This window comes from Streptomyces sp. 6-11-2, assembly GCF_006540305.1.
In the GTDB taxonomy this organism is placed as follows: domain Bacteria; phylum Actinomycetota; class Actinomycetes; order Streptomycetales; family Streptomycetaceae; genus Streptomyces.
In genome coordinates this window covers 5,001,547-5,026,420 of the sequence record NZ_BJOR01000001.1, presented here as the reverse complement: position 1 = coordinate 5,026,420, position 24,874 = coordinate 5,001,547, and the positions used below count along the sequence as shown (strand labels likewise).

Sequence of the window (24,874 nt, the reverse complement as noted above, 5' to 3'; positions counted from 1 at the left end):
GCCCTGAACGGACGCACGACCGAGACGACCGACAGAGACGACCGATCGGAAGGACCCTCCATGCCCGCGGCACCTGAGCCCGCAATCCTCGCCGCGTTCGAGGCCGCGAAGGGGTTCATGCCCACCGACGAGGGGCTCGCGCTGTACGCGGCGGCCGTGGCGGCCGGGCAGCTGGGGCTGCCGCTGCTGGAGGTCGGCACGTACTGCGGGCGCTCGACGGTCCTGCTCGCCGACGCGGCCCGGCGGGCCGGGGTCACCGCGCTCACCGTGGACCACCACCGCGGCAGCGAGGAGCAGCAGCCCGGCTGGGAGTACCACGACCCGGAGACGGTCGACCCGGAGATCGGGCTGATGGACACGCTCCCCGCCTTCCGCAGGACCCTGCACCGGGCGGGTCTCGAGGACCACGTGGTGGCGCTCGTCGGCCGCTCGCCGCAGATCGCCGCCCTGTGGAACACCCCGCTCGGCCTGGTCTTCGTGGACGGCGGCCACACCGACGAGCACGCGACCGCCGACTACGAGGGGTGGGCGCCGCACCTGGCCGAGGGCGGCCTGCTGGTCATCCACGACGTGTTCCCGGACCCGGTCGACGAGTTCACCGGACAGGCCCCGTACCGCGTCTACCTCCGGGCCCTGGAATCGGGCGGGTTCACCGAGGTGTCGGCGGCCGGATCGCTGCGCGTCCTGCGGCGATCGGAAGCAGCCGCCCGCGCCCGCCGTTAGAGTCGCAGGCGTGTCGTACCAAGGCCCCGACTTCGATGTCCCGCAGCCCGAGCGCCCCGGCCGCCTCCGCCGGGGGCTGCTGACCGTCTCCCTCGCGGCACTGGTGCCCGGCGCGCTGCTGGGCTGGCTGGTGTACGAGGCGGTGGGCGACCCGGGCGGCGGCTCGGACACGGCGGCACCGCCGTCGGCGACCGGTTCCCCCTCGGGGTCCGGCTCCCCCTCGGGGTCCGAGGGGCCGCTCCTGCCCTCGTATCCCGGACAGGCCGACGAGGGGGCCGGCCAGTCCGCCTCGCGGACGCCCGCCGCCTCCGGCCCGCTCAAGGGCAAGGTCGTCGTCATCGACCCGGGCCACAACCAGGGCAACTTCCGGCACACGGCGGAGATCAACCGCACGGTGGACATCGGCACCAACCGCAAGGAGTGCGACACCACCGGCACGTCCACCAACGCCGGTTACACCGAGGCCCGGTTCACGCTGGACGTGGCCCACCGGCTGCGCGCGCTGCTCGAAGCACAGGGCGCGACGGTGAAGCTGACCCACGACGGCGACTCTCCGGCCTGGGGCCCGTGCGTCGACGAGCGCGCCCGGATCGGCAACGAGGCGCACGCGGACGCCTCCGTGTCGATCCACGCCGACGGCGCGGCGTCCGGTGACCGCGGCTTCCACGTCATCCTCCCGGGGGCCGTGCACGCCGGCTCCGCCGACACCCGCCCGATCGTGTCCGCCTCCCGCGATCTGGGCGAGCGCATCGCGGGCAACTTCGTGCGGGTCACGGGCGAGGCGCCGTCCAACTACATCGGCGGCGGCACCGGCCTCGTCACGCGGAAGGACCTGGGCGGTCTCAATCTGTCAACGGTTCCCAAGGTGTTCATCGAGTGCGGCAACATGCGCGATAGCAAGGACGCGGCATCGCTCACCAACGGCGGCTGGCGACAGAAGGCGGCAGAGGGGATCTCTGAGGGAATCGTGAGTTTCCTGCGCGAGTCGTGATCAGGGCACTCGTCCCGGCGGACATCGTGGCCGTACGGACGATAGTGTCATCCGTACGATGAGGCGCTACCCCCGCGCTTCGCACCGCGGCCTGACGGCGAGATGGTGACAGCGACGCCTCCACCGACGAGACGACGAACCAGAAGGACCTGACGTGAATATCCGCTCCCTCACTCGGGGCGACGGCGTGGTGATCGGAGCAGCGGTGTTGCTGTTCATCGCATCGTTCCTCCACACCTACTCGAGCTACCTGACCAGCAACGCCTGGGACGCGCTCGGTCTGGGCCTGGGCGTCTACATGGGCGGAGTGATCGGCGCCGCGCTGATCGTCGTCAACCGGTGTCTGCCGCAGCCCCGCAAGGTGGCGGGCCTGGACCTGGGCGCGGTGGGAGTGGCGTTCACGGTACTGGTGGCGTGGATCATGTTCTGGAACCTGGTGGACGCTCCCCAGGTCGGCGCGGGCGCCGGCCTGATCCTGGGCTTCATCGCCGCCCTGGTCCTGGCCGCCGGTGCCGTCGCCACCCCGCTGGTCCCGGCTCTCCAGGCCGCCCTGACGCCCGCGCCCCGGCCGGCCGCGCCGCAGCCCTACGGCGCGCAGCCGCAGGGCGGGTACGGCTACCCGGGCGCTCAGCAGCCGTTCGGCGGGCAGCCGCAGCAGAACCAGCCGTCGTTCGGCGGTGGTCAGCCGCAGCAGGCCTCGCAGGGGCAGCAGCCCGCGGCCGGCTTCTCGCCGTTCTGGTTCGCCGTGCCGGCGCCGCGTCCGCTGTTCGCGGAGGACGGCTCCCCCGCGCCGATCGCCGAGCTGGCGCCGGGCGTGTGGTACCTGGCCGTGGAGCAGCGCGGTCAGGGCCTGCTGACCGAGATGCAGGACGGCCGCCGCGGTGTCCTCCAGGACGCGTCCAACATCCAGCGCGGCTGATCCGGTCCGCCGGACCGGCCCTGCGGCCCCTCGCCCTCGCGGGCGGGGGGCCGTTGCCGTGCCGCACGCGGGGCCTGGACCCGGCAGGCCGTCGGTGAACGGCCCGGAACGGCTCCTAGGAGCCGTGGATGAGCTGCGAGTGGGTCGGCACCTTGTTGTGGACCGGCGCGCCCGCGCTGCTCCCGGCGCCCTTCACCTTGTTGATGACGTTGTTGTAGTCACCGACCGCCGAGGTGTCGCCGTGGCGCAGCTTGGAGGGCAGGGCCTTCAGGTCGTTGATGGCCCTGTTGAGGGGGGCGAGTGCCTTCGACAGCAGGGGGTCGCCGTGGGCGTTGCGCACGGCGGCCTTGAGCCTGTTGTACGTGAAGGCGCCCGCGAGGGCCGCCTTGATGAGGGTGCCCCTGCGGTGGGGAGCGCCCTTCTTGAACTTGCCCTGCTTGTACGGTTTCACGATCCACTCGTAGGTGGCCCCGGCCGCGAGCGCCGCGTTCGCCACGAACCGGGTCTTGGCGAAGTGCTGCCTCTCCGCGGGCGTGGTGGGCCTTGGCGTGGCCGCCGGCACGGCGACCGTCGGACTGTGTTGCGGAGTGCTCTGGGCGCCCACGGCCCACCCGGTGGAACCGGCGAGCAGGGCGCAGCAGAGCGTCAGCGCCAGGGCGAGGCGCCGTATCGGTACGGGCACGGTGTCCTCCCGGTACATGTTGCTGCGGGTGTTGAGAAGATCCGTGTGATCCGGGGTGGCCGCGCCGAAACAGTGCACTGGAGGTACCCTCCGGGTCACTCCCCGTGCGCGGACCGGGTTTCCGGCGGGATTCCGGGGCAGACGCAAGGGCATGTCCCCTCGATATCGCACGGGTCCCAACTCCGCCGGTACGGTCATCGCGGTGGTCGCGGACGTCATGGCCCTCATCCTCGGACTGTGGATCCTGATGTACCTGCTGGACGCCAACCGGGCCAACGAACTGGTCCGGTTCGTCCACGGCGCTGCCGACTGGCTGGCCGGCTGGTCCCGGGATCTCTTCACCTTCGACAGGCCCTGGGCCCGCGTGATCGCCGGCTACGGTCTGGCCGCCGTGGTGTACCTCTTCGTCGGCCATGCCGTCGCCAACCGGATGCACCGGCACTGACGACGGCGGACCGTTCCGGACCGGGCCGGGCGGGCGCGGGCTGACGAACGGCGTCAGCCGCAGCAGTCCGTGTCGAGGCCCCGCGGCAGGCGGTCGCCCGCCGCGAAGACCGTGCAGGTGGCCTCGTGGCCGCCGAGCGCGGCCACCGCGAGGAGGAGGGATCCGGCGGTCCACGTGGTCAGTTCGCGGGGCCACACGGCGTCGTCCTCGAAGACGTAGCCCGTCCAGTACAGGCCGGTGTCCGGGTCGCGCAGGTGCTGGATGGACTGGAGCACGGCCAGGGCGTGGTCGGATTCGCCCACCGCCCACAGGGTCAGGGCGAGTTCGGCCGACTCCCCGCCCGTCACCCACGGGTTGGGGACGACGCAGCGCACCCCGAGTCCGGGCACCACGAAGCGGTCCCAGCCCTCCGTTATGCGCGCCTTCGCCTCCGCGCCGGTCAGCGCGCCGCCCAGCACCGGGTAGTACCAGTCCATGGAGTAGCGGTCCTTGTCCAGGAACCGCTCCGGGTGCGCGCGGATCGCGTGCCGGAGCGTGCCGACCGCCAACTCCCAGTCCGGTTGCGGCTCTTCACGCTGCTCCGCGATGGCCAGCGCACAGCACAGGGCGTGGTGGACCGAGGAGCACCCGGTCAGCAGCGCGTCCGCGGTGTCCGTGCCGTCGTCCTCCCGCTTCCAGCCGATCTGCCCGCCGGGCTGCTGGAGCCGCAGCACGAACTCGATCGCCGCGTACACGACGGGCCACATGCGGTCCAGGAAGGCGTCGTCGCCCGTCGAGAGGTAGTGGTGCCAGACCCCTACGGCCGTGTAGGCGACGAAGTTGGTCTCCCGGCGGCGGTCGGTGACGTCGTCGTGCGCCCCGTCGGCGTAGGCCGCGTACCAGGAGCCGTCCTGGAGCTGATGGCGGGCCAGCCACGCGTAGGCGCGCTCGGCGGCCTCGTGCTCGCCGGCCGCGTCCAGCGCCATCGCCGCCTCGACGTGGTCCCACGGGTCGAGGTGGTGACCGCGGAACCACGGGATCGCCCCGTCCTCCCGCTGGACGGCGAGTATGCCGCGTACGGTCGCGGCGGCCTGCCCGGCGGTGAGGACCCCGGGCAGGACGAGGTGTTCTGTCCGGGGAGTCGTCACGCTTCGGCGCCCCCGGCCGTGGCGGGCAGCCGCGGCTTGGTCGCGTACGCCACGAAGCTCTTGCCGATCAGCGGGTTCAGCGCCTGCTCGGCCACCCGGGTGGCCAGCGGTTTCTTCATGATGTCCCAGACCAGCAGCTTGTGGTACGCCCGCACCGGCAGCACCTGGTCGTTGTCGACGCCGAACGCGCACTTCAGCCACCAGTACGGCGAGTGCAGCGCGTGCGCGTGATGGGTGCCGTAGGGCTTCAGGCCCGCCTCGCGCATTCTGGCGAGGAGTTCGTCGGCCTTGTAGATGCGGATGTGGCCGCCCTCCACCTCGTGGTAGGCGTCGGACAGGGCCCAGCAGACCTTCTCGGGACCGTAGCGCGGCACGGTGACCGCGATCCGCCCGCCCGGCCGGAGCACCCGGACCATCTCGGCGAGGACGCCCTTGTCGTCGGGGATGTGCTCCATCACCTCAGAGATGATGACGACGTCGAAGGAGTCGTCGGGGAAGGGCAGCGCCAGCGCGTCGCCCTCCATGGCCGTCGCGGTCGCCCCTTGCGGCGCCTCCCCGGCCTCCTTCATCGCCGCGAACCACTTGGCGACCTCGCGGATCTCCTCGCCGTTGCGGTCCAGCGCCACGACCCGGGCCCCACGCCGGTAGCACTCGAACGCGTGCCGGCCGGCACCGCATCCGAGGTCCAGCACGCGGTCGCCCGGGGCGAGCGGGAACCGGGAGAAGTCGACGGTCAGCACGTGGCCCTGCTTTCTCGGTTGAGGTCGGCGTCGGTCGTGGTGGTGCCGGTCCGCGCGGGGCCGGCGCCCGGGGTGCCCGCGCTCCGGCCGACGGAGGTGCCCGCACGGGAGCGGTCGAGGGCCTCGCGGTACTGGGCCACGGTTCCCTCGGCGGCGCGGGCCCAGGTGAAGTGCCGCAGGACCCGCTCGCGCCCGGCCCGGCCCAGCCGGAGGCGCAGCTCCGGGTCTCCCAGCAGCCGGCCGAGCGCCGTGGCCAGCGCCCCGGCGTCGCCCGGCGGCACGGCCAGGCACGTCTCGCCGTCGCGTCCGGCGACCTCGGGGACGGCGCCCCCGGTCGTGGCGACCAGCGGAGTGCGCGTGGCCATGGCCTCGGCCGCCGGCAGGGAGAAGCCCTCGTACAGCGACGGCACGCAGGCGACCTCGGCCGAGCGGACCAGGCCGACCAGTTCGGCGTCCGAGATCCCCTTGACGAACTCGACGGCGCCTTCGAGGCCGTAGCGTTCGACCGCCTGCGCGACCGGGCCCTGCTCGGGCCGCTTGCCGACGACGACGAGGTGCGCGGCGGGGTGCTCGGCACGCACCTTCGCCAGCGCCTCGACGAGGAACACCAGCCCCTTGAGCGGCACGTCCGCGCTGGAGGTGGTCACGATCCGGCCGGGCACCTGCCGCACGGCCGGGTCGGGTGAGAACAGGTCGGTGTCGGCGCCGATGTGCACGACCTGGACGCGGTCCCCGCGCACGCCGAGATGGTCGACGATCTCCTGGCGGGAGGTGCCGGAGACGGTGAGCACGGAGGGCAGCCGGCGCGCGACGCGCTTCTGCATGCGGGTGAAGGCGTACCAGCGGCGTACGGACCAGCGCCGCTGCCATCCCTCGGCGGCGTCCAGCTCCAGCTTCCGGTCCACGGTGATGGGGTGGTGGATGGTGGTGACCAGTGGCGCGCCGACGTCCCCCAGCAGCCCGTATCCCAGGGTCTGGTTGTCGTGGACGATGTCGAACTCCCCGCGCCGGGCGCGCAGATGGCGGCGGGCGCGCAGCGAGAAGGTCAGCGGCTCGGGGAAGCCGCCGGCCCACATGGTGGCGACCTCCAGCGCGTCGATCCAGTCGCGGTACTCGTCGCGCTTCGGGGTGCGGAAGGGGTCCGGCTGCCGGTAGAGGTCCAGGCTCGGCAGCTCGGTCAGGCGCAGCCGGCCGTCGTGGCCGTCGCCGGCGATCCCACCGAGGGTGTCGGGGGTGTCGAGGACGGGGTAGGGCTGGGCGGCGATCACCTCGACCCGGTGACCGAGGCGGGCCAGTTCGCGCGAGAGGTGGCGGACGTAGACACCCTGGCCGCCGCAGAACGGGTTCCCCTTGTAGGTGAGGAGCGCTATGCCGAGCGGTCGCTCGCCGTCCGCCGCCAGGTCCGCCGGGGACCCCGCCTGACTGGGCTCAGCGGTCACTCCGGCCCCCCTTCTGACTGCACTGTCCCGCGAGATTACGTCGGGACGCTAATCTAGAACAAGTTTCAGACTTGATCGTTCAGGAGGCTCCGAATCTACCGGCAGGTAGCCACGCTGTGAGCAGCGGATCGGGTGATTCGCACCACGGCCCGCGCCACCGCCCGCGGTCCGGTCCCCCTGCCGGCCTCTGCCTCACCGACTGTCACGGAACGGGATCCATGCCTGCGCGAGCCAGTACCTCCCGGCCGGCCTCACCGCCTCTCACCGAGCGGCAGGAGGCCCGTCGCCGCCGCATCCTGCGCGCGAGCGCGCAACTGGCCGCCCGGGGCGGCTTCGACGCCGTGCAGATGCGGGAGGTCGCGGAGTCCTCGCAGGTGGCGCTGGGCACGCTCTACCGGTACTTCCCGTCCAAGGTGCACCTGCTCGTCGCCACGATGCAGGACCAGTTGGAGCGCCTGCACGGCACGCTGCGCAAGAACCCGCCGGCCGGCGAGAGCGCCGCCGAGCGGGTGGCGGAGACCCTGATGCGCGCCTTCGGCGCCCTCCAGCGCGACCCCCACCTCGCGGACGCGATGGTCCGCGCGCTGACCTTCGCGGACCGCAGCGTGAGCCCGGAGGTCGACCAGGTCTCCCGCCAGACCACCGCGATCATCCTGGACGCCATGGGCCTGGAGGAGCCCACCGCCGAGCAGCTCTCCGTGGTCCGCGTGATCGAGCACACCTGGCTCTCGGCCCTGATCACCTGGCTCTCGGGCCGTGCCTCCCTCGCCCAGGCGAAGGCCGACATAGGGACGGCGTGCCGTCTGATCGACCTGACCATGCCCGCCGTGGCGCACGAATAGGACCTACGAGACGGGTTCCCTTCGCCGGTATTACCCGGATCAGGTAATGGGGGTCGCCTTCAGGTCCGACTGCTACCTTCCGGCCTCTCAGCCCGACCGTCGACGTCGGCCCCAGCGGATGCCGTAGCGTCTCGCCAAAGTCGGCTACTCCGGTCGAACTCCCTCACTCGCCTCGTAGGCCACTTACAGAATAAATCCACCCGTACCGGATGGAACCCCCCAATCCGAAGATTTTTTCGGTTTCTCCCGCGCCGGACGAGACGGGCATCGGCCACCCCTCGGGGCCTTTCCGGTAGGCCGGTAGAGTGACCGGGTCGTCATCACACCCGTTCGGGGGGAAGCCGGTGGAAATCCGGCGCTGACCCGCAGCCGTGAGCCGTCCCGCGAGGGCGGCGAGCCGGAATGCCCGGGACGGGACGTGACCGGCTCATGCGTGTCGGCAGTCCGCCGGCGCATCGCACCGTCGAGGTATACGGAGCCGAGCCGCCGGGGTGTCCCGTGCTGTCCGGCTCCCCGCAGGGAGAGGCACCCGCCGATCATGAACTTCCGCCGCAGCGCCGCGGCCCTGGCCGCCGCCGTCTCCGTGATCGGCAGCGCGGCCCCCGCCGTCGCAGACACGTCCGCCGGCCCGTCCCCGTCGTCGCCGGCTCTTCCGGCCGGGCTCTACGGCACGACCGACCCCCAGTACGACGGCGTCTGGCGCCAGTCCCTGGCGCTGCTCGCGCAGCACACCGTGGAGGTGCGGCCCGCCGCCAAGGCCGTGGACTGGCTGACCGGACAGCAGTGCGCCGACGGCTCCTTCGCGCCCTTCCGCGCCGAGCCGGGCAAGGCCTGCGACGCCAAGCTGATGGTCGACACCAACAGCACCGCCGCCGCCGTGCAGGCCCTCGCCGCGCTCGGCGGCCACGACACGGTCACCGGCAAGGCGGTGTCCTGGCTGAAGTCCGTGCAGAACAAGGACGGCGGCTGGGGGTACACGCCCGGCGGGCCCAGCGACACCAACTCGACCTCGGTCGTGATCGGCGCGCTCGCCGCCGTCGGGCAGAAGCCGGAGAGTGTGGTCAAGGACGGCAAGTCCCCCTACGACGCCCTGCTGACCTTCGCCCTGCCGTGCTCCGGCGACGGGGCCGGCGCCTTCGCCTACCAGCCGGACAAGAAGGGCGAGCTCGCCGCCAACGCGGACGCCACGGCGGCCGCCGTCGTCGCCGCGCTCGGGCAGGGCATGGCCCCCAAGGGCAACGCCAAGGGCGCCGAGTCCCGTTGCGAGGACTCGGGCAAGCCCAGCCCGGACCGGGCCGCGGCCAACGGCGCCTCGTACCTCGCGCAGGCCGTCGCCAAGGACGGTCACCTCACCTCCTCCCTCCCCGGTTCCACCGACCAGCCCGACTTCGGCAACACCGCCGACACGGTCGTCGCCCTGGCCGCGCAGAGCGGGCCCGCGCAGGCGCAGAAGCCGCTGAAGTGGCTGGAGAAGAACTCCGAGGCATGGGCCAAGCAGAGCGGTCCCGCCGCCTACGCCCAGCTCGTCTTCGCGGCCCGCGCGGCCGGCGCCGACCCGCGTGACTTCGGCGGTGTCGACCTGGTCGAGCGGCTCAACGCGACCGGACCGGCCCCGCAGGCCGCGAAGAGCGACTCCCCCTTCGGCGTCTGGTGGACCGTCGGCGTCTTCCTCGTCGCGGGCGTCGGCATCGGGTTCCTGCTGAGCGGCCGGAAGAAGCAGGGCCAGTCGTGACCCGCCGGCTCCTGGCGCTGTGCGCACCGCTGCTCGCGGCCGCGCTCCTGCTGGTGGCCGGTGCCGGTCAGGCGCAGGCCACCGGCTACCGGTACTGGTCCTTCTGGGACCGCGACGGCGGGAAGTGGACGTACGCCACCGAGGGCCCGTCGACCGCGCGTCCCTCCGACGGCGACGTCCAGGGCCTCCGCTTCGCGGTGAGTGAGGACTCCCAGGACGCGAGCAAGCCGCGCGGGACGGCCGACTTCGAGGCCATCTGCGCGAAGACGCCCGCCGAGAAGGGCAGCAAGCGGGTGGCGCTCGTCCTCGACTTCGGCGTCCAGGCGGACGCCCCGGCCGGCGAGACCCCGCCGGCGCCGCGCACGGCGTGCGCCCGGGTGCCGTCCGACGCGACCACGGCCGAGGCCCTGGCGGCCGTCGCGAAACCGCTGCGGTACGACGCCAACGCCCTGCTGTGCGCGATCTCCGGCTATCCGCGGAAGGGCTGCGGCGAGCAGGTGACGGCGGGCGGGAGCGAGCAGCCCGCCGCGGACGAGCCGCGCGAGGAGGGCCCCTCGGTGGGTCTCCTCGCCGGTGGTGCCGCGGTGGTCGTACTGGGCGCGGCGGCGGTCTGGCAGGCGCGGCGGCGCAGGGATGCGTGACGCCGTGCGGGACCGCGGGCGGGCGGGCCGCTCCGGCGGCGCACCCGCCCGCGGCTCCGCCGGTGTCCACGCGGGCGCCTGGTGGCTGTGGGCGCTGGCCCTGGGCACCGCGGCCACCCGCACCACCAATCCCCTGCTGCTCGGCCTGCTGCTGGCGGTCTCCGGCTACGTCGTGGTGAGCTGCCGCCCCAACACGCCGTCCGCCCGGTCCTACACCGCCTTCGTCCGGCTCGCCCTCGCCGTCCTCGTCATCCGCCTCGTCTTCGCCGTCGTGCTCGGCTCGCCCATTCCCGGCTCGCACGTGATCGTCTCCCTTCCCGAAGTCCCCCTGCCGCACTGGGCGCAGGGCATCCGCCTGGGCGGCCGGGTCACGGCCGAGGCGGTCGTCTTCGCCCTGTACGACGGGCTGAAGCTGGCCACGCTGCTGGTCTGCGTCGGCGCCGCGAACGCCCTCGCCGCGCCCGCCCGGCTGCTGAAGTCCCTGCCCGGCGCCCTGTACGAGACCGGGGTCGCCGTCGTCGTCGCGCTCACCTTCGCCCCGCACCTGGTCGCCGACGGGCGTCGCCTGCGGGCCGCCCGCCGGCTGCGGGGCCGCCCCGACCGGGGTGTCCGCGGCCTGGTGCAGGTCGGACTGCCGGTCCTGGAGGGCGCGCTGGAGCGTTCCGTCGCCCTCGCCGCCGCGATGGACGCCCGCGGCTACGGCCGTACCGCCGAGGTCGCGCCCGCCGTCCGCCGGACCACCGCCGTGCTCACGCTCGGCGGTCTGCTGGGCGTCTGCGCCGGGACGTACGGGCTGCTCACCGCCGAGGGCGGCACCTACGGCCTGCCGGTGCTGCTCGCCGGGGTCGCCGCCGCCCTGGCCGGACTGTGGCTCGGCGGGCACCGCTCCCCGCGCACCCGCTACCGACCGGACTCCTGGAACCTCCGCTCCTGTCTGGTCGCCGGGTCGGGCATGCTGGTCGCGGCCCTGCTGGCGCTCGCCGCCGCCCGCGATCCCCAGGCCCTGCACCCGGGCGTGGTCCCGCTCGTCCCGCCCACTCTTCCCCTGTGGCCCGCCGCCGCCGTACTCCTCGGCCTGGCCCCCGCGTTCGCCGTACCCGCCAGTCCCGCCCCCAAGGAGCCGTCGTGATCCGCTTCGAGGATGTCTCCGTCACCTACGACGGAGCGGTGGAACCCACCGTCCACGGCGTCGACTTCGAGGTGCCCGAGGGTGAACTCGTCCTGCTCGTCGGGCCGTCCGGCGTCGGCAAGTCCACCGTGCTCGGCGCGGTCAGCGGGCTGGTGCCGCACTTCACCGGCGGCACCCTGCGCGGCCGGGTCACCGTGGCCGGCCGGGACACCCGCACCCACAAGCCGCGTGAACTCGCCGACGTCGTCGGCACCGTCGGCCAGGATCCGCTGTCGCACTTCGTCACGGACACCGTGGAGGACGAACTCGCCTACGGCATGGAGTCGCTGGGCCTGGCCCCGGACGTGATGCGGCGGCGCGTGGAGGAGACCCTGGACCTGCTGGGCCTGGCCGACCTGCGCGACCGGCCCATCGCCACCCTGTCCGGCGGCCAGCAGCAGCGGGTCGCGATCGGCTCGGTCCTCACCCCGCACCCGAAGGTCCTCGTCCTGGACGAGCCGACCTCGGCGCTCGACCCGGCCGCCGCCGAGGAGGTCCTCGCCGTCCTCCAGCGGCTCGTGCACGACCTCGGCACGACGGTCCTCATGGCCGAACACCGCCTGGAACGGGTCGTCCAGTACGCCGACCAGGTCGTCCTGCTGCCCGCCCCGGGCGCCGCCCCGCTGCTGGGGCCCCCGGCGGACGTCATGGCCGTCTCCCCGGTGTACCCGCCGGTGGTGGACCTGGGCCGGCTGGCGGGTTGGTCCCCGCTGCCCCTGACCGTACGGGACGCCCGCCGCCGGGCCGCCGGTCTGCGGCAACGGCTGGACGGACGGGAGCCCGTGCGCTCCGGGACGGCACCGGCCACGGCACTCCCGGTCCCCGCGCCCCGTCCGGCGCCCCGTCCGGCATCCCGGTGGCGGCTGCGCCGCGGCCCCGCCCCCGAGCCCGTCCCGGCGGGCGCGCCCGTGGCCGAGGTCCACTCCCTCGGTGTCCGGCGCGCCGGCGTCCAGGCCCTGCGGAACGTCGACCTGTCCGTCGCCCCCGGCGAGACCGTCGCCCTCATGGGCCGCAACGGCGCCGGGAAGTCCACGCTGCTCGGCTCGCTCGTCGGGCTGGTCCAGCCGTCCGCCGGGCGGGTCCGGGTGGGCGGCGCGGTCCCGCACCGCACGACGCCCCGCGAACTGGTGCGCCGGGTCGGGCTCGTCCCGCAGGAGCCGCGCGACCTGCTGTACGCCGACACGGTCGCCGCCGAGTGCGCGGCCGCCGACCAGGACGCGCAGGCCGCACCCGGCACCTGCCGGGACCTGGTCCGCGAGCTGCTGCCCGGCGTCGGCGACGACACCCACCCCCGTGACCTGTCGGAGGGCCAGCGCCTCGCGCTCGCGCTCGCCGTCGTGCTCGCGGCCCGCCCGCCCCTGCTGCTGCTCGACGAGCCGACCCGCGGCCTCGACTACGGCGCCAAGACCCGCCTGGTCGCCCTGCTGCGCGCGCTCGCCGCCGAGGGGCACGCCATCGTGCTCGCCACGCACGACGTCGAACTGACCGCCGAACTCGCCCACCGGGTCGTGCTGCTCGCCGAGGGCGAGGTGATCGCCGACGGTCCGACGGCCGAAGTGGTGGTGTCCTCCCCCTCCTTCGCCCCGCAGGTCACCAAGATCCTGGCCCCGCAGCGGTGGCTCACCGCCGCCCAGGTCCGCGAGGCGCTGGCATGACGGCTCGTCCTGCCGAGGAGAAGGGGAGCCGGGCCGGCGCGATACCCCACCCCCGGGTGCGGGCCGTCCACCTCGGCCCCCGGTCCCTCGCCGCGCTCGCCCTGGTCAGCGCGGTCGGCGTGGCCGCGTTCGGCTGGCCGTTCCTCGCCCCGCCCGCCTCGTCGCTCAGCGCGCACGCGCAGGACGCGCCCTGGCTGTTCGCGGGCCTGCTCGTCCTGCTCGTCGCCGTCGTCACCGCGACGATCTCCGAGTCCGGCCTCGGCCCGAAGGCCGTCGCCATGCTCGGTGTGCTGGCCGCGACCGGGGCCGCGCTGCGCCCGATCGGGGCCGGGACGGCCGGCATCGAGCCCATGTTCTTCCTGATGGTGCTGAGCGGGCGGGTGCTCGGGCCGGGCTTCGGGTTCGTCCTCGGCTCGGTGACGATGTTCGCCTCCGCGCTGCTCACCGGCGGGGTGGGGCCATGGATGCCGTTCCAGATGCTGGCCATGGGCTGGTTCACCATGGGCGCGGGTCTGCTGCCGGGCCCCGAGCGGCTGCGCGGCCGCGCGGAACTGCTGCTGCTCGCGCTCTACGGCTTCCTGGCCGCCTTCGCCTACGGCACCGTCATGAACCTCGCGGGCTGGCCCTTCATGGGCACCCTCGCCTCCTCCATCGCCTTCGACCCGCACGCGGGCGTCCCCGCCAACCTGGCCCGGTTCGTGGCGTACTGCCTGGCCACCTCGCTCGGCTGGGACCTGGGTCGAGCCGCCGTCACGGTGGTCCTGACCCTCGTCCTCGGCCACGCCGTGCTGCGGGCGCTGCGCCGGGCCACCCGCCGGGCCGCCTTCGAGGCCCCGGTCACCTTCGACGTGCCGCCGCCGTGACCGGTCGGTGAGCCGTCCTCACGCGCCGGTGCCCCCGGCCCGAGCCACCTCACGGCACTCGTGGAGGCGGCGGCCCCCGATCCCCTGGGCCGCCGCCTTCGCCGTGTCCGGCTGCCACGGCCCTGTGGTTGATGCTTTCCTGGCCCCATGACGACGGACCCACCACCGAAGGACCCCGAGGCGCGCGGACTGCGCCTGGTGGCGGTGCTCCTGGGGCTGACCGTGGTCAGCGGATTGATCGACGCTGTCAGCTACCTCGGGCTCGGACACGTCTTCACCGCCAACATGACCGGCAACGTGGTCGTGCTCGGCTTCGCCGCCGCCGGGGCACCGGGCTTCTCCGTACCGCACACCGCCACCTCCCTGGCGTGCTTCCTGCTGGGCGCGACGGTGGGCGGCCGGGTCGCCCTGCGCTACGGCACCGGCTCGCGCCGCACCTGGGCCAGGGTGACCTTCGCCGCCGAGGCCGTACTGGTCGCGGCGTCCGCGGCGGTGGCCTTCGCCTCGCCGGACACGGAGGCCATGGTGTACTCCGTCATCGCCCTGACCGCCTTCGCGATGGGACTGCGCAACGCGACGGTCATCAAGCTGGACGTGCCCGACCTGACGACCACCGTCCTGACCAGGACCCTGACGGGTCTCGCCGCCGACTCCAGGGCCGGCGGCGGCACCGGCCGCCGCTCCCCGCGCCGCACGGCCTCCGTGATCGCGATGCTGGCAGGCGCCGTCCTCGGTGCCTGGCTGGTGATCCATCAGGGCCTGGGTATCCCCCTGCTGATCGCGGCGGTGCTGTCGGGCGTCCTGGCCGTGGTGGCGTCCGGACGCGAATGACGCCTCCCCCCGGGTGGGAGGGGCCGTGCTCGTACGGCACTTGATGTGCCAGGATGCCGCCCATGGTGAACGTGCACCGTCATCTGGCCGATGACGAGGAACTGATACATGCGACCCGCCAGCACTGGACCCAGATGGTGGGCGAGTTCGTCGTGCTCGTCCTCGTCTGGGCCGTGGCGGGCGCGCTGGCGTGGGTGATCCCGTCCGGCAAGGACTGGGGCACCGTCGCCCGGTACGTGGTGCTGGGCGTGGCGGTGGTCATCTCCGTCTGGTTCTGGCTGCGGCCGCTGCTGATCTGGCGCAGCACCGTCTACATCGTCACGACGAAGCGGGTCTCCGTGCGCACCGGCTTCCTGACGAAGACCGGGCACAGCATCCCGCTGACCCGCGTCAACGACGTCGAGTTCCGCGCCACGCTGTGGGAGCGCATCCTGCGCGAGGGGACGCTGACCGTCCAGTCGGCCTCGGAGCACGGAATGCTCGAACTGAAGCACGTCTCGGACCCGGAGGGGCTCCAGGGCCTGATCTACGAGGCCGTCGAGAACGAGCAGCGCAACCACCAGTGGGGCGGGCAGGTGCCGCCGGTCGCCGGCTGACGATCAACCGGCGTCGGCAGCCGCCCACGACACGAACTCGGTGAAGGCGGCGGACGCGAGGGTGAGCACCGGGCCGGCGGGGGTCTTGGAGTCGCGTACGGCCACGGTGGCCTCCGGCGTTTCGGCGATCTCAAGGCAGTTGCCCCCCTGGTCGCCGCTGTACGACGACTTGCGCCAGGCCAGGGCGCCGAGGGACGCACACTCGACGCAGGAACCGCCCTGGTCTCCGCTGTAGCTGGACTTACGCCACTGGATCTTCGTCGGCACCACGTTGTTCCCCACAACGCTCCTCCGTCAAGGGCCGGATCAACTCCGCCGAATCCCTGAGCGAAAGCGCGGCGGGCCGAAGGTGATCGTAACGGAGCGAACAGTCCGTGACCGTGCCCGGATTGGCGGAGGCGGAGGGCGGACGGGGACTGCTGCTGGTCGACGCCGTGACCGACAAGTGGGGCGTCGAACCGCGTGAAGGGGCCGGAAAGACCGCGTGGTTCGAGTGCTCCGGCGCCTCACGGACAAAGGCGCCGGAGCCTCCCTCTCAGCCCAGCTTCCGGCAGTAGAGGGCGTCCGGGGTCCGGCTGGAGCCCAGCCGGCCGGTGTAGGCGACTGCGGCCAGGTACTCGTCGTTCGCGCACTGGCCCTTGTAGTGGCCGTAGGCGAAGTCGCCGCCCCGGGGGGCCGGGCCCCTGTTGTCGCTCCGGTCGAACCAGACGGTCCGGCCGCTCGTGCCGAGTGCTCCGGCCGGGGCGGCGGTGCACAGGGCGGCGGAGACGGCGGAGCCGCGGACGCTGTAACCGGTGAGGAACTGGCCCTCCGGGCACTGGAGTTTGGTGTACCCACTGGCCCAGTCCTGGCCCGGGGCGACATGTCGCTCGTCGGTGACCACCTCGTGGGTGCCGGAGGGATTCGCCAGGGAGCCGGTGGACACGTCCGTGCACAGACCGCGGTTGCCGGTGTGGCTGAGGCCGAGGAGGCGCTGTCCGTCGGGGCAGACGGCCTTGCGGGCACCGGGGTTCCAGTCGGGCAGGGCGCGCATCCGCCGTGAGGCGACGAAGTCGCCGTGGTCGGGGCTGAGCATCGACCAGCTCGCCACGGGAGCGACCGGGCCGGTGCGCCCCGGGGCCCGGACAAGCCGGGTCCAGGCGGCGGCCCGCCAGTCGTCGCCGTCGTAGACGCCCATGCGGTGACCGGCCGCGTCCCAGTGCAGCAGGGCCCAGCCGTTGCCCTTGCGGTCCTCGTGCCAGCCGACGAGCGGCCAGTACGCGAAGTCGGCGTCGGCCCGGACGAGGTTGTCGACGAAGTTCTCGAACCAGGCACGCGGCGCGGCGCCGGTCTCCTCGCGGCCGCCGACGCCGAACTCGCTGATCCAGACCGGGGCGGTGAAGTGCTGGTCCTGCTCGGCGGCCACGTAGAGCGCCTGGCGGTTGACCACGTCGGTCAGTTCGGCGGGGCTGAGGTCGCGGTAGCGGGGGTCGCTGGTCTCGCCGAGTCCGGTGGCGCCGCTGTGGTTCGGGCCCGTGTAGTCGTAGAAGTGCGCCGAGTAGACGAGCTTGCCGGAGTCGACGAGCGTGTGGGAGAGGCGGCGTACGGGTTCCAGGGTGGGGCGCCCGTGCGCGAAGCCGTCGACCGGGATGCCGGTCCAGTTGATGCCCTCGACGACGATCAGGAGGTCGGGATCGGCCTCCGTGAGGATGCGGTCGGCGACGTGCTGCGAGGCGGCGAACCAGTCGTGGCCGTCGCCGAGGCCCCAGTTGGGGTCGTCCCAGACGCTGCGGCGCACCTCGTTGTAGAGGTCGGCGCCGACGACGCGCTTGTTGTCCTGGTAGCGGCGGGCCATGAAGAGCCAGTCGTTCTCCCAGGTCTCGGTGGACCGGCCGGCGTTCCAGCGCTCGTTGCCGTCCACTGCGCAGCACCAACGCGTCGTGTTGGTGTGGTTGTTGAGGATCACGGCGAGGCCGGCGTCGGTGAGCCCGCGCACCACCGCGTCGTACACCTGGAGCGGTGTCCTGCCGCGCAGGGAAGGATTGGCGGCGACGGCGCGGTCCGTGACGGGGCGGTCGTCGTGGATCATCTCGTTGGAGAAGGGCAGCCGGATGCTGTTGATCCCGATCTCCTGGAAGCCGGAGACGATCTCGGCCATGGGAGCCCGGTCAAGGCCCAGCGGGACACGGCCGGAGTTCTCCCCCGCGTGGTGGTTGGCGTCGTCCTCGGTGCTCCCCGAGCCGTTCCAGGTGCCGCTGGCCCCGTGCCAGTTGCCCGACCGCAGCTTGAACCGGTTCCCGTTCGCGTCGACGATCCAGCGGCCGCGGGTGCTGAGCGGCGGCGTCCAGTCCGCGGCGGTTCCGGAGGACGCCGCGGCCTCGCCGCCGGGCTGCTGCGCCGCGGCGGCCGCGGGGGCGGGCGCCAGGGGCGCCAGCAGGAGTACGGCGGCCAGTGTGGCCCTGACGGAGAATCCGCGCACGGTGACCGTCCCGAGTGACGTGGATGTCATGGATGCGTCAGCATGGTGGACGGTGGGGCGCCAGTCCAGACCTGGCCGTCGAACCCGAGGTCATCGCGCGCAGTGCCCCACGCGGGCGCAGGCGATCACGTGCGCGCGGCGGACCCGGGTGCACTCGCAGACCTCGAAGTGCCGCCGCGGTTCCTCCCGACCCCTTCCCCTAGTGCTGTGGCCGGGAAGATTTGCCGGGAAGCTCGCGGCGTCCGGTGCCGGGGGCACCTCCCACGCCGTTCAGGCAGTGGGGGAGCATCGCAAGGCGGAGCATTGCCCGCATACCGGATGTACTCGGGTGATGCGACAACGCGGCGTGGGGGTACCCCCGGCCGAAGGCTGGGGGAGTGCCGTGCCGGGCGCCGCGAGCCGGTGAACCTTTCCGGTCACAGCACTAGGAAGGGGTCGAGCGGCCGGCCGGACGGATCGGCCGGCGCGACGATCCGGTCGGCGGCCCGGATGCGTTGCAACGGGGCCCCTTGTTGTGCGGCTCGTCAGCGGAGGGCGGGTTCGGCTGTCGGTTGCCTCTCCGGTGCGGCGGGCGCGGCGACCGCGCGCGGGCCGGACAGCAGGTAGGTCAGCCCGAAGCCCGCGCCGACGACGATCGCGCCGCCCACCGCGTCCAGCACCCAGTGGTTGCCGGTGGCGACGATGGCCGAGACCGTGAAGAGGGGGTGGAGGAGGCCCAGGGCCTTCATCCACCACTTCGGGGCGACGACCGCGATGGCCACGCCGCACCACAGCGACCAGCCGAAGTGCAGGGACGGCATCGCGGCGTACTGGTTGGTCAGGGACGTCAGGGTGCCGTAGTCCGGCTGGGAGAAGTCCTGGACGCCGTGGACCGTGTCGATGATGCCGAGGGTCGGCATCAGGCGGGGCGGGGCCAGGGGGTACAGCCAGAAGCCGACCAGGGCCAGGACGGTGGCGAAGCCGAGGGCCGTGCGGGCCCAGCGGTAGTCCACCGGGCGGCGCCAGCACAGGACGCCGAGGACGGTCAGCGGGACCACGAAGTGGAAGGACTCGTAGTAGAAGTCGAAGAAGTTCCGCAGCCAGCCGATCTTCACCACGGCGTGGTTGACGGCGTGCTCGATGTCGAGGTGCAGGAAGCGCTCGAGGGAGAGGATCTCGTGACCGTGCTGCTCGGCACGGGCCCGGCCGCCGGAGATGCTGCCGCCCGTCGCCGCGAGGCGGACCTGCTGGTAGGCGGCGTAGGTCACGCGTATGAGGAGCAGTTCGAGGAACAGGTTCGGGCGGGTGAGCACCCGGCGCAGGAAGGGGAGCGGGGGGACCCGTCGGAAGCGGGCCGGGACCGGGGGCGCGTACTCCGTCGGGACGCGTGAGGCGTAGTGCTCCGAGGTGCGGGACAGGAACGGCACGGCCGTCGCGGCGGCGAGGGCGGCCAGCAGGACGATGTTGTCCCGCAGCGGGTTCAGGGCCGCGATGTGCGGCAGCATCATGTTCGCCGACAGGGTCATGACGAGGATGACGGCGACCGGCCAGACGTACCGGTCGGAGGCGCGGCGGCCGACCCGGCCGACGACCGCGAGGAGCACCCACAGCAGCTGGTGCTGCCAGGTGGTGGGCGACACCGCTATCGCGGCGCAGCCGGTGATCGCGACGGCGAGCAGGAGCTGGCCGTCGCGGGCGTAGCGCACGGCCCGGCGCAGGCCGAGCACCGCGACCGCCGCGCCCAGCAGCAGGAACAGGCCTATCTCCAGCGGGCCCGTCAGGCCGAGCCGCAGCAGGGCGCCGTGCAGGGACTGGTTGGCGAGGGCGTCGGCGCGCCCGCCGAGGCCCACGCCCGCCATGTGGTGCACCCAGTAGGTGAAGGAGTCGCGCGGCATCGCGGCCCAGGCGAGCGCGGTGCACGCGGCGAACGTGACGGCGGTGGAGACGGCGGCCTGCCGGCGCCGGGTGAACCACAGCAGGGGGGCGAAGAGGAGCACCGTGGGCTGCAGCGCGGCCGCGAGGCCGATCAGCGCGCCGCCGGCCCGCTGCCCGCGCACGACGAAGCAGCCGAGCAGCACGAGCAGGACCGGGATGATGCTGGTCTGGCCGAGCCAGAGCGCGTTGCGCACCGGCAGCGACAGCATGAGCAGGCTGATCGCGACGGGCGCGGCCAGCAGTGAGGTGCGGCGGCCGACCGGATCGGGCAGGGCGCGGGCGGTGATCAGGCCCAGGGCGACCACCAGCAGCAGCGTGCCGAAGGTCCATCCCCAACCGAGCGCCTGCTCGGCGGCCCTGGTCAGCGGCTTGAGCACAAGGCCGCCGAACGGGGTGCCGGTGAACTGCGTCGACTCGTACAGCGACCCCTTGACGTGCAGGACGCCGTCCGGTCCGACCCAGGTCTCCAGGTCGGTGAGCCGGCTGCCGCGCGGGGTGCTGAGGACGACGGCCACCTGCCGTATCGCGAGGATCCCGGCGATCAGCCACAGGCCCAGGCGGGTCGCGTGCAGGCGGGCCGTGGCCGGGTCCGCCGCCGTTCCGAACACCGCCGTCGGCCCCCCACCGCGCTCCGCATCCGCCACGCCCCCTCGGCCTCCCGCCCCTATGTCCCGCGCGCTCCCGCGCCGGGAACCCATTCACCATTCCCGGGAGGCTCGCACCTCCCCCGGAGAAGGACGCGGCCACCCCCGATTCACCTGGCGTCCGCTCGCCTTTTGTCAGGATGACGATAGTGCGCGGACGGTTCGGTTCCCCGGCCGGGGCGCGAGAAGGATCACAGTGCGGTGCCGGGAATCACGGTCCGTGCAGGGACTAAATGCCTGTACAGAGAACATTTAGGTGCAGTATGCATTGAGCCGCGTACGGTGCGTAACGGACACAGGCAACCGTATGGTCGATTTTCGGCCTGCCCCGGTGGGCTGCTTTCGGCCCCCGCGTCAGCGCTGCCGCACGGGTCGGGTCCCTGTCCCCGTCGAAAGGCAGGCGAGCGAAGCCTTGTCAGCTGTCACCGTCACCGCGCCCCGGGCCGTCTCCCTCACCAAGAGCCGCCACACCACCGTCACCGACCCGGCGCTCGTCCGGCGCGCCGTGAAGGCCGCCGCGCTGGGCAACGCCATGGAGTGGTTCGACTTCGGTGTCTACAGCTACATCGCGGTGACGCTGGGCAAGGTCTTCTTCCCCTCGGGCAACCCTACGGCGCAGTTGCTCTCCACGTTCGGCGCCTTCGCCGCGGCCTTCCTGGTCCGCCCGCTCGGCGGCATGGTCTTCGGCCCGCTGGGCGACCGCGTCGGCCGCCAGAAGGTGCTGGCCTTCACCATGATCATGATGGCCGTGGGCACCTTCGCGATCGGCCTCATCCCGTCCTACGCGACGATCGGCGTCGGAGCGCCACTGCTGCTGCTCGCGGCCCGGCTGGTGCAGGGATTCTCCACCGGCGGCGAGTACGCGGGGGCGTCCACCTTCATCGCCGAGTTCGCCCCGGACAAGCGGCGCGGCTTCCTCGGCAGCTGGCTGGAGTTCGGCACCCTGGCCGGTTACATCGGCGGCGCGGGCCTGGTCACCCTGATGACGGCCCTGCTGTCCTCGGACCAGATGACCTCCTGGGGCTGGCGGATCCCGTTCCTGATCGCGGGCCCCATGGGCATCATCGGCCTCTACCTGCGGATGCGCCTGGAGGAGACCCCGGCGTTCGCCGCCGAGGCCGCCGCCTGCGAGTCGAACCGCCCGAAGGTGCCGTTGCGCGAGATGATCGCCGGCCAGTGGAAGGCGCTGCTGCTGTGCGTGGGCCTGGTCCTGGTCTTCAACGTCACCGACTACATGCTGCTGTCGTACATGCCGAGCTATCTGACCAGCGTGCTCAAGTACGACGAGACGCACGGCCTGGTCGTCGTCCTCGGCGTGATGGCCCTGATGATGATCGTCCAACCGTTCGCGGGCGCGCTGACCGACCGTGTCGGACGCCGTCCGGTGATCGCCGCCGGCTGTGCGGGCTTCCTGTTCCTGTCGATCCCGGCACTGCTCCTGATCCGCCAGGGCAGCCTGGCGGCGGTGGGCCTGGGCATGGCCGCCCTGGGCCTGCTCCTGGTCTGCTTCACGGCCGCGATGCCGTCCGCGCTGCCCGCGCTGTTCCCGACCCGGGTCCGCTACGGCTCGCTGTCGATCGGCTTCAACATCTCCGTCTCGCTGTTCGGCGGGACGACCCCGCTGGTGATCACCGCCCTGATCGGCGCGACCGGCAACCTGATGATGCCCGCCTACTACATGATGGCGGCCTCGCTGATCGGCGGCGCGGCGGTCTGGTTCATGGCGGAGTCCGCGGGCCGGCCGCTGCCGGGCTCGGCGCCGTCGGTGGAGGCTTGAGCCCCCTGTTCCGGCCGCCCGGCCCACCTGACTTCCCACCGCCGTCCCCGGCTCCTGCGGGGGGCGGCGGTGCCGTCGCGGCCCGAAGACGGCCGCTGTCGCGTCCGGCGGCTGCCGTCGCACTCCGAAGGCCGCGGCCGTCACGGCCCTCGGACGCCCGGACCCACGGGCCGCCCCCGAACGACTGACATTGCCTGACAGCACCACCGCACCCGGCTATATTCGTTAGCCCGGCTAGTTAGAGAATCTAACTAGACATACGAAAGGCCTGGTGCATGAGCGACTCGCAGCTGTGGGACGACGTGGACGCCTACTTCTCCACTCTGCTCTCCCCGGAGGACGAACCCCTTCAGGCCGCGCTGCGCGACAGCGACGCGGAGGGGCTGCCGCGCATCAACGTCACCGCGAACCAGGGCAAGCTGCTGCACCTCCTCGCCCAGGTCCAAGGCTCCCACGCCATCCTGGAGATCGGCACGCTCGGCGGCTACAGCACCATCTGGCTGGCCCGCGCGCTGCCCGCCGACGGACGGCTGGTCTCCCTCGAGTACGACCCGCGCCACGCCGACGTGGCCCGCCGCAACATCGCGCGCGCCGGCCTGGACCGGGTTGCCGAGGTGCGGGTGGGCCCGGCCCTGGAGTCGCTGCCCCAGCTCGCCGACGAGAACCCGCCGCCCTTCGACCTGGTCTTCATCGACGCCGACAAGGCCAACAACCACCACTATGTGGAGTGGGCGCTGCGCCTGACCCGCACCGGCAGCCTGATCGTCCTGGACAACGTCGTACGCGGCGGCCATGTCACCGACCCCACCAGCACCGACCCGAGCGTGCTCGGCACCCGTGCCGCCCTCGAACTCATCGCCGAGCACCCCAGGCTGGACGGCACGGCGATCCAGACGGTCGGCACCAAGGGCCACGACGGCTTCGCGCTGGCGCGGGTGCTGGAGTGAGCGGCCGAAATGACCGGGCGGAGTGAGCGGCCGAAATGGCCGGCCGCAGTGACCGGCCGCCCGTCCGGCACCCGCGCGGTGCTCATGCCTCGTGGAAGAACCCGACGTTGACGCTGCGCGGACTCGTACGGTCCTGCACCACGATCTCGCCGGATCCGCCCCGGGGCAGCGCGACGGTCCCGCCGTAGGCGAGCGGCTGAACGTACTCACCCGTGGTCAGCCGGACCTCGGACGACGGCTCCGGCTGGGAGCCGCGCAGCCAGGTGACCTGCCAGGTGCCGTCGGCCGCGCACTGGAAGTCCAGGTGGACCCGGGATACGAACAGCCAGTCGTCGGGCGTCACCAGGCGGCACACGGCCGGGTCCCGGCCCACCCGCAGCGCGGCACCCGGCTCGCTGGGAGCGTCGGCCATGAGCATCCCGGCCGTGGCGCCCGCGTCCGTCCCGGAGACGGAGGCCATGGTCAGTTCGAGCACGTGGGTTCCCCCTGAGACGTCCTTCGCGCGGTGGCCGGATTGCCTGGCCGCCGCCGCATGATAAAACGCCCGGCCCTGCCGTGTCCGGCACAATGGACCCATGACCGAGCGAAAGCCACCTGGTGTCGCGTTCGGCTCCTGGGTCGACAAGCAGATCCGCGACGCGCAGGGACGCGGAGAGTTCGACCGCCTGCCGGGCGCGGGAAAGCCGCTGCCGGACGACATGACGTACGACGAGCTGTGGTGGGTCAAACGGAAGATGGCCCGTGAGGGCCTGTCCTACCTGCCGCCGTCGCTCGCACTGCGCAAGCACGCCGAGGACGCGCTCGCGGCGGCCCTCGCGGCCCCCTCGGAACGGATCGTCCGCGCCGTCATCGCGGACATCAACACCAAGATCCTCGACATGATGCTGAAGCCGCCGCCGGGCCCACCGCTCGGCCTGAAGCGGTACGACGTCGAGGAGGTCGTCCAGGAGTGGCGGAGGCGGCGGGAGACGGCCGGGTAGGTCCTGGCGTCCGAGCAGGCCTCCCGGTCCCGTGGACCCGCGGGACGTCCGGCAGTCGCTTTAACGGGTTGCGCCCGTCGCCCTCCGCGTCCCCACAATGTCGGTCGTGACCTGGACCATCGCCCCCGAGCCCGTCAACTCCCCCGCGGCCGCGGCACTGTGGCGCGCGTACTACACGGAGGTCAGCGACCGCTGGTACCTGCTGCACGAGGGGCGCCGCACGGATCCCGCCGAGCTGGAGCGGGAGATCGCCGCCAACGCGGGCGCCGAACTCGCCCCACCCACCGGGCAGTTGCTCATCGCCCGGTACGACGGCACCCCGGCCGGCACCGCGGGCGTACGACTGCTGGACGCGGAACGAGCCGAACTCACCCGGGTGTTCCTGCGCGAGGAGATGCGGGGCAGGGGCGGCGCCGCCCTCCTGGTCGCCGCGGCCGAGGACGCCGCCCGCGTGCTCGGCGCCCGGCGGATGATCCTGGACACCCGCAGCGACCTCGTGGAGGCCCGCGCCCTGTACGCCCGGCTCGGCTACACGGAGAACGGACGACACAACGACGACCCGTACGCCGAGCACTGGTTCGGCAAACCGCTGCGCTGAGCCTCCATCCCCCACCGGCTTCGGCCGGTGGCAGCCGGCTTCGGCCGGTGGCAGTGCGCCCAGGCCGGCAGCCGAGAACCCCCGGCCGGTGGCCGCCAGCCTCGGCCGGTGGCTGCCGCCATCGGCCGGTGACCGCGCGCCCAGGCCGAGTGACTGAGCACC

The 24,874-nt window shown here is 72.9% G+C and carries 24 protein-coding genes, 1 pseudogene and 2 riboswitches; of the genes and pseudogenes, 16 read left to right on the top strand and 9 right to left on the bottom strand.

Annotated elements, in window-relative coordinates; all coding sequences use genetic code 11:
• Window positions 1–60 precede the first annotated feature (60 nt).
• The 3 genes from TNCT6_RS22105 (at window position 61) to TNCT6_RS22095 (ending at window position 2,633) form a co-directional block, all read left to right on the top strand.
• Window positions 61–723, top strand: a complete 663-nt coding sequence (locus tag TNCT6_RS22105; protein ID WP_141361341.1) for a class I SAM-dependent methyltransferase — start codon at window positions 61–63, stop codon at window positions 721–723.
• A 10-nt stretch (window positions 724–733) separates the two neighbouring features.
• Entirely contained in the window at window positions 734–1,714 is a 981-nt protein-coding gene (locus tag TNCT6_RS22100; protein WP_141361339.1) for an N-acetylmuramoyl-L-alanine amidase, read from the top strand.
• 154 nt (window positions 1,715–1,868) lie between these two features.
• Window positions 1,869–2,633, top strand: a complete 765-nt coding sequence (locus TNCT6_RS22095) for a hypothetical protein (RefSeq protein WP_172632982.1) — start codon at window positions 1,869–1,871, stop codon at window positions 2,631–2,633.
• Between the two features lie 115 nt (window positions 2,634–2,748).
• On the opposite strand, the gene TNCT6_RS22090 is transcribed toward TNCT6_RS22095, so the two are convergent.
• The gene (locus TNCT6_RS22090) at window positions 2,749–3,315 is read right to left on the bottom strand and encodes a hypothetical protein (protein WP_141361337.1); all 567 of its coding nucleotides are present in this window, start codon (window positions 3,313–3,315) and stop codon (window positions 2,749–2,751) included.
• Window positions 3,316–3,466: 151 nt separating this feature from the next.
• Between TNCT6_RS22090 and TNCT6_RS22085 the strand changes: the two genes are divergently transcribed.
• Complete coding sequence (locus tag TNCT6_RS22085) at window positions 3,467–3,760, top strand: hypothetical protein (protein WP_141361331.1); 294 nt, start codon at window positions 3,467–3,469, stop codon at window positions 3,758–3,760.
• 53 nt (window positions 3,761–3,813) lie between these two features.
• On the opposite strand, the gene TNCT6_RS22080 is transcribed toward TNCT6_RS22085, so the two are convergent.
• From TNCT6_RS22080 to TNCT6_RS22070, 3 genes are read right to left on the bottom strand one after another with little or no spacing between them, the layout of a single operon-like run.
• Window positions 3,814–4,887, bottom strand: a complete 1,074-nt coding sequence (locus tag TNCT6_RS22080) for a prenyltransferase (protein WP_141361329.1) — start codon at window positions 4,885–4,887, stop codon at window positions 3,814–3,816.
• Window positions 4,884–5,627 (bottom strand): class I SAM-dependent methyltransferase, encoded by a 744-nt coding sequence (locus TNCT6_RS22075; protein WP_141361327.1) that lies wholly within the window; start codon window positions 5,625–5,627, stop codon window positions 4,884–4,886. The genes TNCT6_RS22080 and TNCT6_RS22075 overlap by 4 nt, the downstream gene beginning before the upstream one ends.
• Window positions 5,621–7,066, bottom strand: a complete 1,446-nt coding sequence (locus TNCT6_RS22070; RefSeq protein ID WP_141361325.1) for a glycosyltransferase family 4 protein — start codon at window positions 7,064–7,066, stop codon at window positions 5,621–5,623. The genes TNCT6_RS22075 and TNCT6_RS22070 overlap by 7 nt, the downstream gene beginning before the upstream one ends.
• Before the next feature lie 218 nt (window positions 7,067–7,284).
• Between TNCT6_RS22070 and TNCT6_RS22065 the strand changes: the two genes are divergently transcribed.
• From TNCT6_RS22065 to TNCT6_RS22030, 8 genes are all read left to right on the top strand, one after another.
• A complete protein-coding gene (locus TNCT6_RS22065) occupies window positions 7,285–7,908 on the top strand; it encodes a TetR family transcriptional regulator (protein WP_141361323.1) in 624 nt (207 codons plus the stop codon).
• Window positions 7,908–8,083: riboswitch (TPP riboswitch) on the bottom strand. It overlaps the preceding gene by 1 nt.
• A gap of 125 nt (window positions 8,084–8,208) precedes the next feature.
• Window positions 8,209–8,337, top strand: a riboswitch (cobalamin riboswitch).
• A gap of 109 nt (window positions 8,338–8,446) precedes the next feature.
• On the top strand, window positions 8,447–9,640 hold the full coding sequence (locus TNCT6_RS22060) for a prenyltransferase/squalene oxidase repeat-containing protein (RefSeq protein ID WP_141361321.1): 1,194 nt from the start codon (window positions 8,447–8,449) through the stop codon (window positions 9,638–9,640).
• Window positions 9,637–10,281: an SCO2322 family protein gene (locus tag TNCT6_RS22055; RefSeq protein WP_172632981.1), complete on the top strand. Its 645-nt coding sequence runs from the start codon at window positions 9,637–9,639 to the stop codon at window positions 10,279–10,281. Before TNCT6_RS22060 ends, TNCT6_RS22055 begins: the two co-directional genes overlap by 4 nt.
• Window positions 10,274–11,410 (top strand): CbiQ family ECF transporter T component, encoded by a 1,137-nt coding sequence (locus TNCT6_RS22050; RefSeq protein ID WP_253266193.1) that lies wholly within the window; start codon window positions 10,274–10,276, stop codon window positions 11,408–11,410. Before TNCT6_RS22055 ends, TNCT6_RS22050 begins: the two co-directional genes overlap by 8 nt.
• Window positions 11,407–13,104, top strand: coding sequence for an ABC transporter ATP-binding protein (locus tag TNCT6_RS22045; RefSeq protein WP_141361319.1), 1,698 nt, complete (start codon window positions 11,407–11,409; stop codon window positions 13,102–13,104). The genes TNCT6_RS22050 and TNCT6_RS22045 overlap by 4 nt, the downstream gene beginning before the upstream one ends.
• Complete coding sequence (locus TNCT6_RS22040; RefSeq protein WP_253266192.1) at window positions 13,101–13,967, top strand: ECF transporter S component; 867 nt, start codon at window positions 13,101–13,103, stop codon at window positions 13,965–13,967. Before TNCT6_RS22045 ends, TNCT6_RS22040 begins: the two co-directional genes overlap by 4 nt.
• A gap of 147 nt (window positions 13,968–14,114) precedes the next feature.
• Window positions 14,115–14,798 (top strand): YoaK family protein, encoded by a 684-nt coding sequence (locus tag TNCT6_RS22035; RefSeq protein ID WP_141361317.1) that lies wholly within the window; start codon window positions 14,115–14,117, stop codon window positions 14,796–14,798.
• A 62-nt stretch (window positions 14,799–14,860) separates the two neighbouring features.
• Window positions 14,861–15,394 (top strand): PH domain-containing protein, encoded by a 534-nt coding sequence (locus tag TNCT6_RS22030; RefSeq protein WP_253266191.1) that lies wholly within the window; start codon window positions 14,861–14,863, stop codon window positions 15,392–15,394.
• Between the two features lie 3 nt (window positions 15,395–15,397).
• On the opposite strand, the gene TNCT6_RS22025 is transcribed toward TNCT6_RS22030, so the two are convergent.
• The 4 genes and pseudogenes from TNCT6_RS22025 to TNCT6_RS22005 all read right to left on the bottom strand — a co-directional run bounded on the left by TNCT6_RS22025 (window position 15,398) and on the right by TNCT6_RS22005 (window position 20,410).
• Window positions 15,398–15,676, bottom strand: a complete 279-nt coding sequence (locus TNCT6_RS22025) for a DUF397 domain-containing protein (RefSeq protein ID WP_172632980.1) — start codon at window positions 15,674–15,676, stop codon at window positions 15,398–15,400.
• Window positions 15,636–15,791 (bottom strand): annotated as a pseudogene (locus TNCT6_RS41015) (XRE family transcriptional regulator); the annotation flags it as partial. The gene TNCT6_RS22025 and the pseudogene TNCT6_RS41015, both read right to left, overlap by 41 nt.
• A gap of 138 nt (window positions 15,792–15,929) precedes the next feature.
• Window positions 15,930–17,882 carry a glycoside hydrolase family 5 protein gene (locus TNCT6_RS22010; protein ID WP_141361315.1) on the bottom strand — a complete coding sequence of 651 codons (1,953 nt, stop codon included), beginning with the start codon at window positions 17,880–17,882 and terminating at the stop codon, window positions 15,930–15,932.
• A 494-nt stretch (window positions 17,883–18,376) separates the two neighbouring features.
• Window positions 18,377–20,410, bottom strand: a complete 2,034-nt coding sequence (locus TNCT6_RS22005; RefSeq protein WP_141361312.1) for a bifunctional glycosyltransferase 87/phosphatase PAP2 family protein — start codon at window positions 20,408–20,410, stop codon at window positions 18,377–18,379.
• Between the two features lie 412 nt (window positions 20,411–20,822).
• On the opposite strand from TNCT6_RS22005, the gene TNCT6_RS22000 reads away from it, so the two are divergent.
• On the top strand, window positions 20,823–22,187 hold the full coding sequence (locus tag TNCT6_RS22000) for an MFS transporter (RefSeq protein ID WP_141361310.1): 1,365 nt from the start codon (window positions 20,823–20,825) through the stop codon (window positions 22,185–22,187).
• Between the two features lie 275 nt (window positions 22,188–22,462).
• Window positions 22,463–23,134, top strand: a complete 672-nt coding sequence (locus TNCT6_RS21995; protein ID WP_141361308.1) for an O-methyltransferase — start codon at window positions 22,463–22,465, stop codon at window positions 23,132–23,134.
• An 82-nt stretch (window positions 23,135–23,216) separates the two neighbouring features.
• On the opposite strand, the gene TNCT6_RS21990 is transcribed toward TNCT6_RS21995, so the two are convergent.
• Window positions 23,217–23,609, bottom strand: coding sequence for an FHA domain-containing protein (locus TNCT6_RS21990; RefSeq protein WP_141361306.1), 393 nt, complete (start codon window positions 23,607–23,609; stop codon window positions 23,217–23,219).
• 100 nt (window positions 23,610–23,709) lie between these two features.
• On the opposite strand from TNCT6_RS21990, the gene TNCT6_RS21985 reads away from it, so the two are divergent.
• Both TNCT6_RS21985 and TNCT6_RS21980 read left to right on the top strand, forming a co-directional pair.
• Window positions 23,710–24,114, top strand: a complete 405-nt coding sequence (locus tag TNCT6_RS21985) for a DUF1992 domain-containing protein (RefSeq protein WP_141361303.1) — start codon at window positions 23,710–23,712, stop codon at window positions 24,112–24,114.
• 97 nt (window positions 24,115–24,211) lie between these two features.
• Window positions 24,212–24,712 carry a GNAT family N-acetyltransferase gene (locus tag TNCT6_RS21980; protein ID WP_141361301.1) on the top strand — a complete coding sequence of 167 codons (501 nt, stop codon included), beginning with the start codon at window positions 24,212–24,214 and terminating at the stop codon, window positions 24,710–24,712.
• The last annotated feature ends 162 nt before the right edge of the window (window positions 24,713–24,874 follow it).

Bases quoted from the DNA above. Each gene is read 5' to 3' on its own strand.
- TNCT6_RS22105 (WP_141361341.1), top strand. From the start codon at position 61: ATGCCCGCGGCACCTGAGCCCGCAATCCTCGCCGCGTTCGAGGCCGCG.
- TNCT6_RS22085 (WP_141361331.1), top strand. From the start codon at position 3,467: ATGTCCCCTCGATATCGCACGGGTCCCAACTCCGCCGGTACGGTCATC.
- TNCT6_RS22065 (WP_141361323.1), top strand. From the start codon at position 7,285: ATGCCTGCGCGAGCCAGTACCTCCCGGCCGGCCTCACCGCCTCTCACC.
- TNCT6_RS22060 (WP_141361321.1), top strand. From the start codon at position 8,447: ATGAACTTCCGCCGCAGCGCCGCGGCCCTGGCCGCCGCCGTCTCCGTG.
- TNCT6_RS22050 (WP_253266193.1), top strand. From the start codon at position 10,274: ATGCGTGACGCCGTGCGGGACCGCGGGCGGGCGGGCCGCTCCGGCGGC.
- TNCT6_RS22040 (WP_253266192.1), top strand. From the start codon at position 13,101: ATGACGGCTCGTCCTGCCGAGGAGAAGGGGAGCCGGGCCGGCGCGATA.
- TNCT6_RS22035 (WP_141361317.1), top strand. From the start codon at position 14,115: ATGACGACGGACCCACCACCGAAGGACCCCGAGGCGCGCGGACTGCGC.
- TNCT6_RS22030 (WP_253266191.1), top strand. From the start codon at position 14,861: ATGGTGAACGTGCACCGTCATCTGGCCGATGACGAGGAACTGATACAT.
- TNCT6_RS22010 (WP_141361315.1), bottom strand. From the start codon at position 17,882: ATGACATCCACGTCACTCGGGACGGTCACCGTGCGCGGATTCTCCGTC.
- TNCT6_RS21995 (WP_141361308.1), top strand. From the start codon at position 22,463: ATGAGCGACTCGCAGCTGTGGGACGACGTGGACGCCTACTTCTCCACT.
- TNCT6_RS21985 (WP_141361303.1), top strand. From the start codon at position 23,710: ATGACCGAGCGAAAGCCACCTGGTGTCGCGTTCGGCTCCTGGGTCGAC.
- TNCT6_RS21980 (WP_141361301.1), top strand. From the start codon at position 24,212: ATGTCGGTCGTGACCTGGACCATCGCCCCCGAGCCCGTCAACTCCCCC.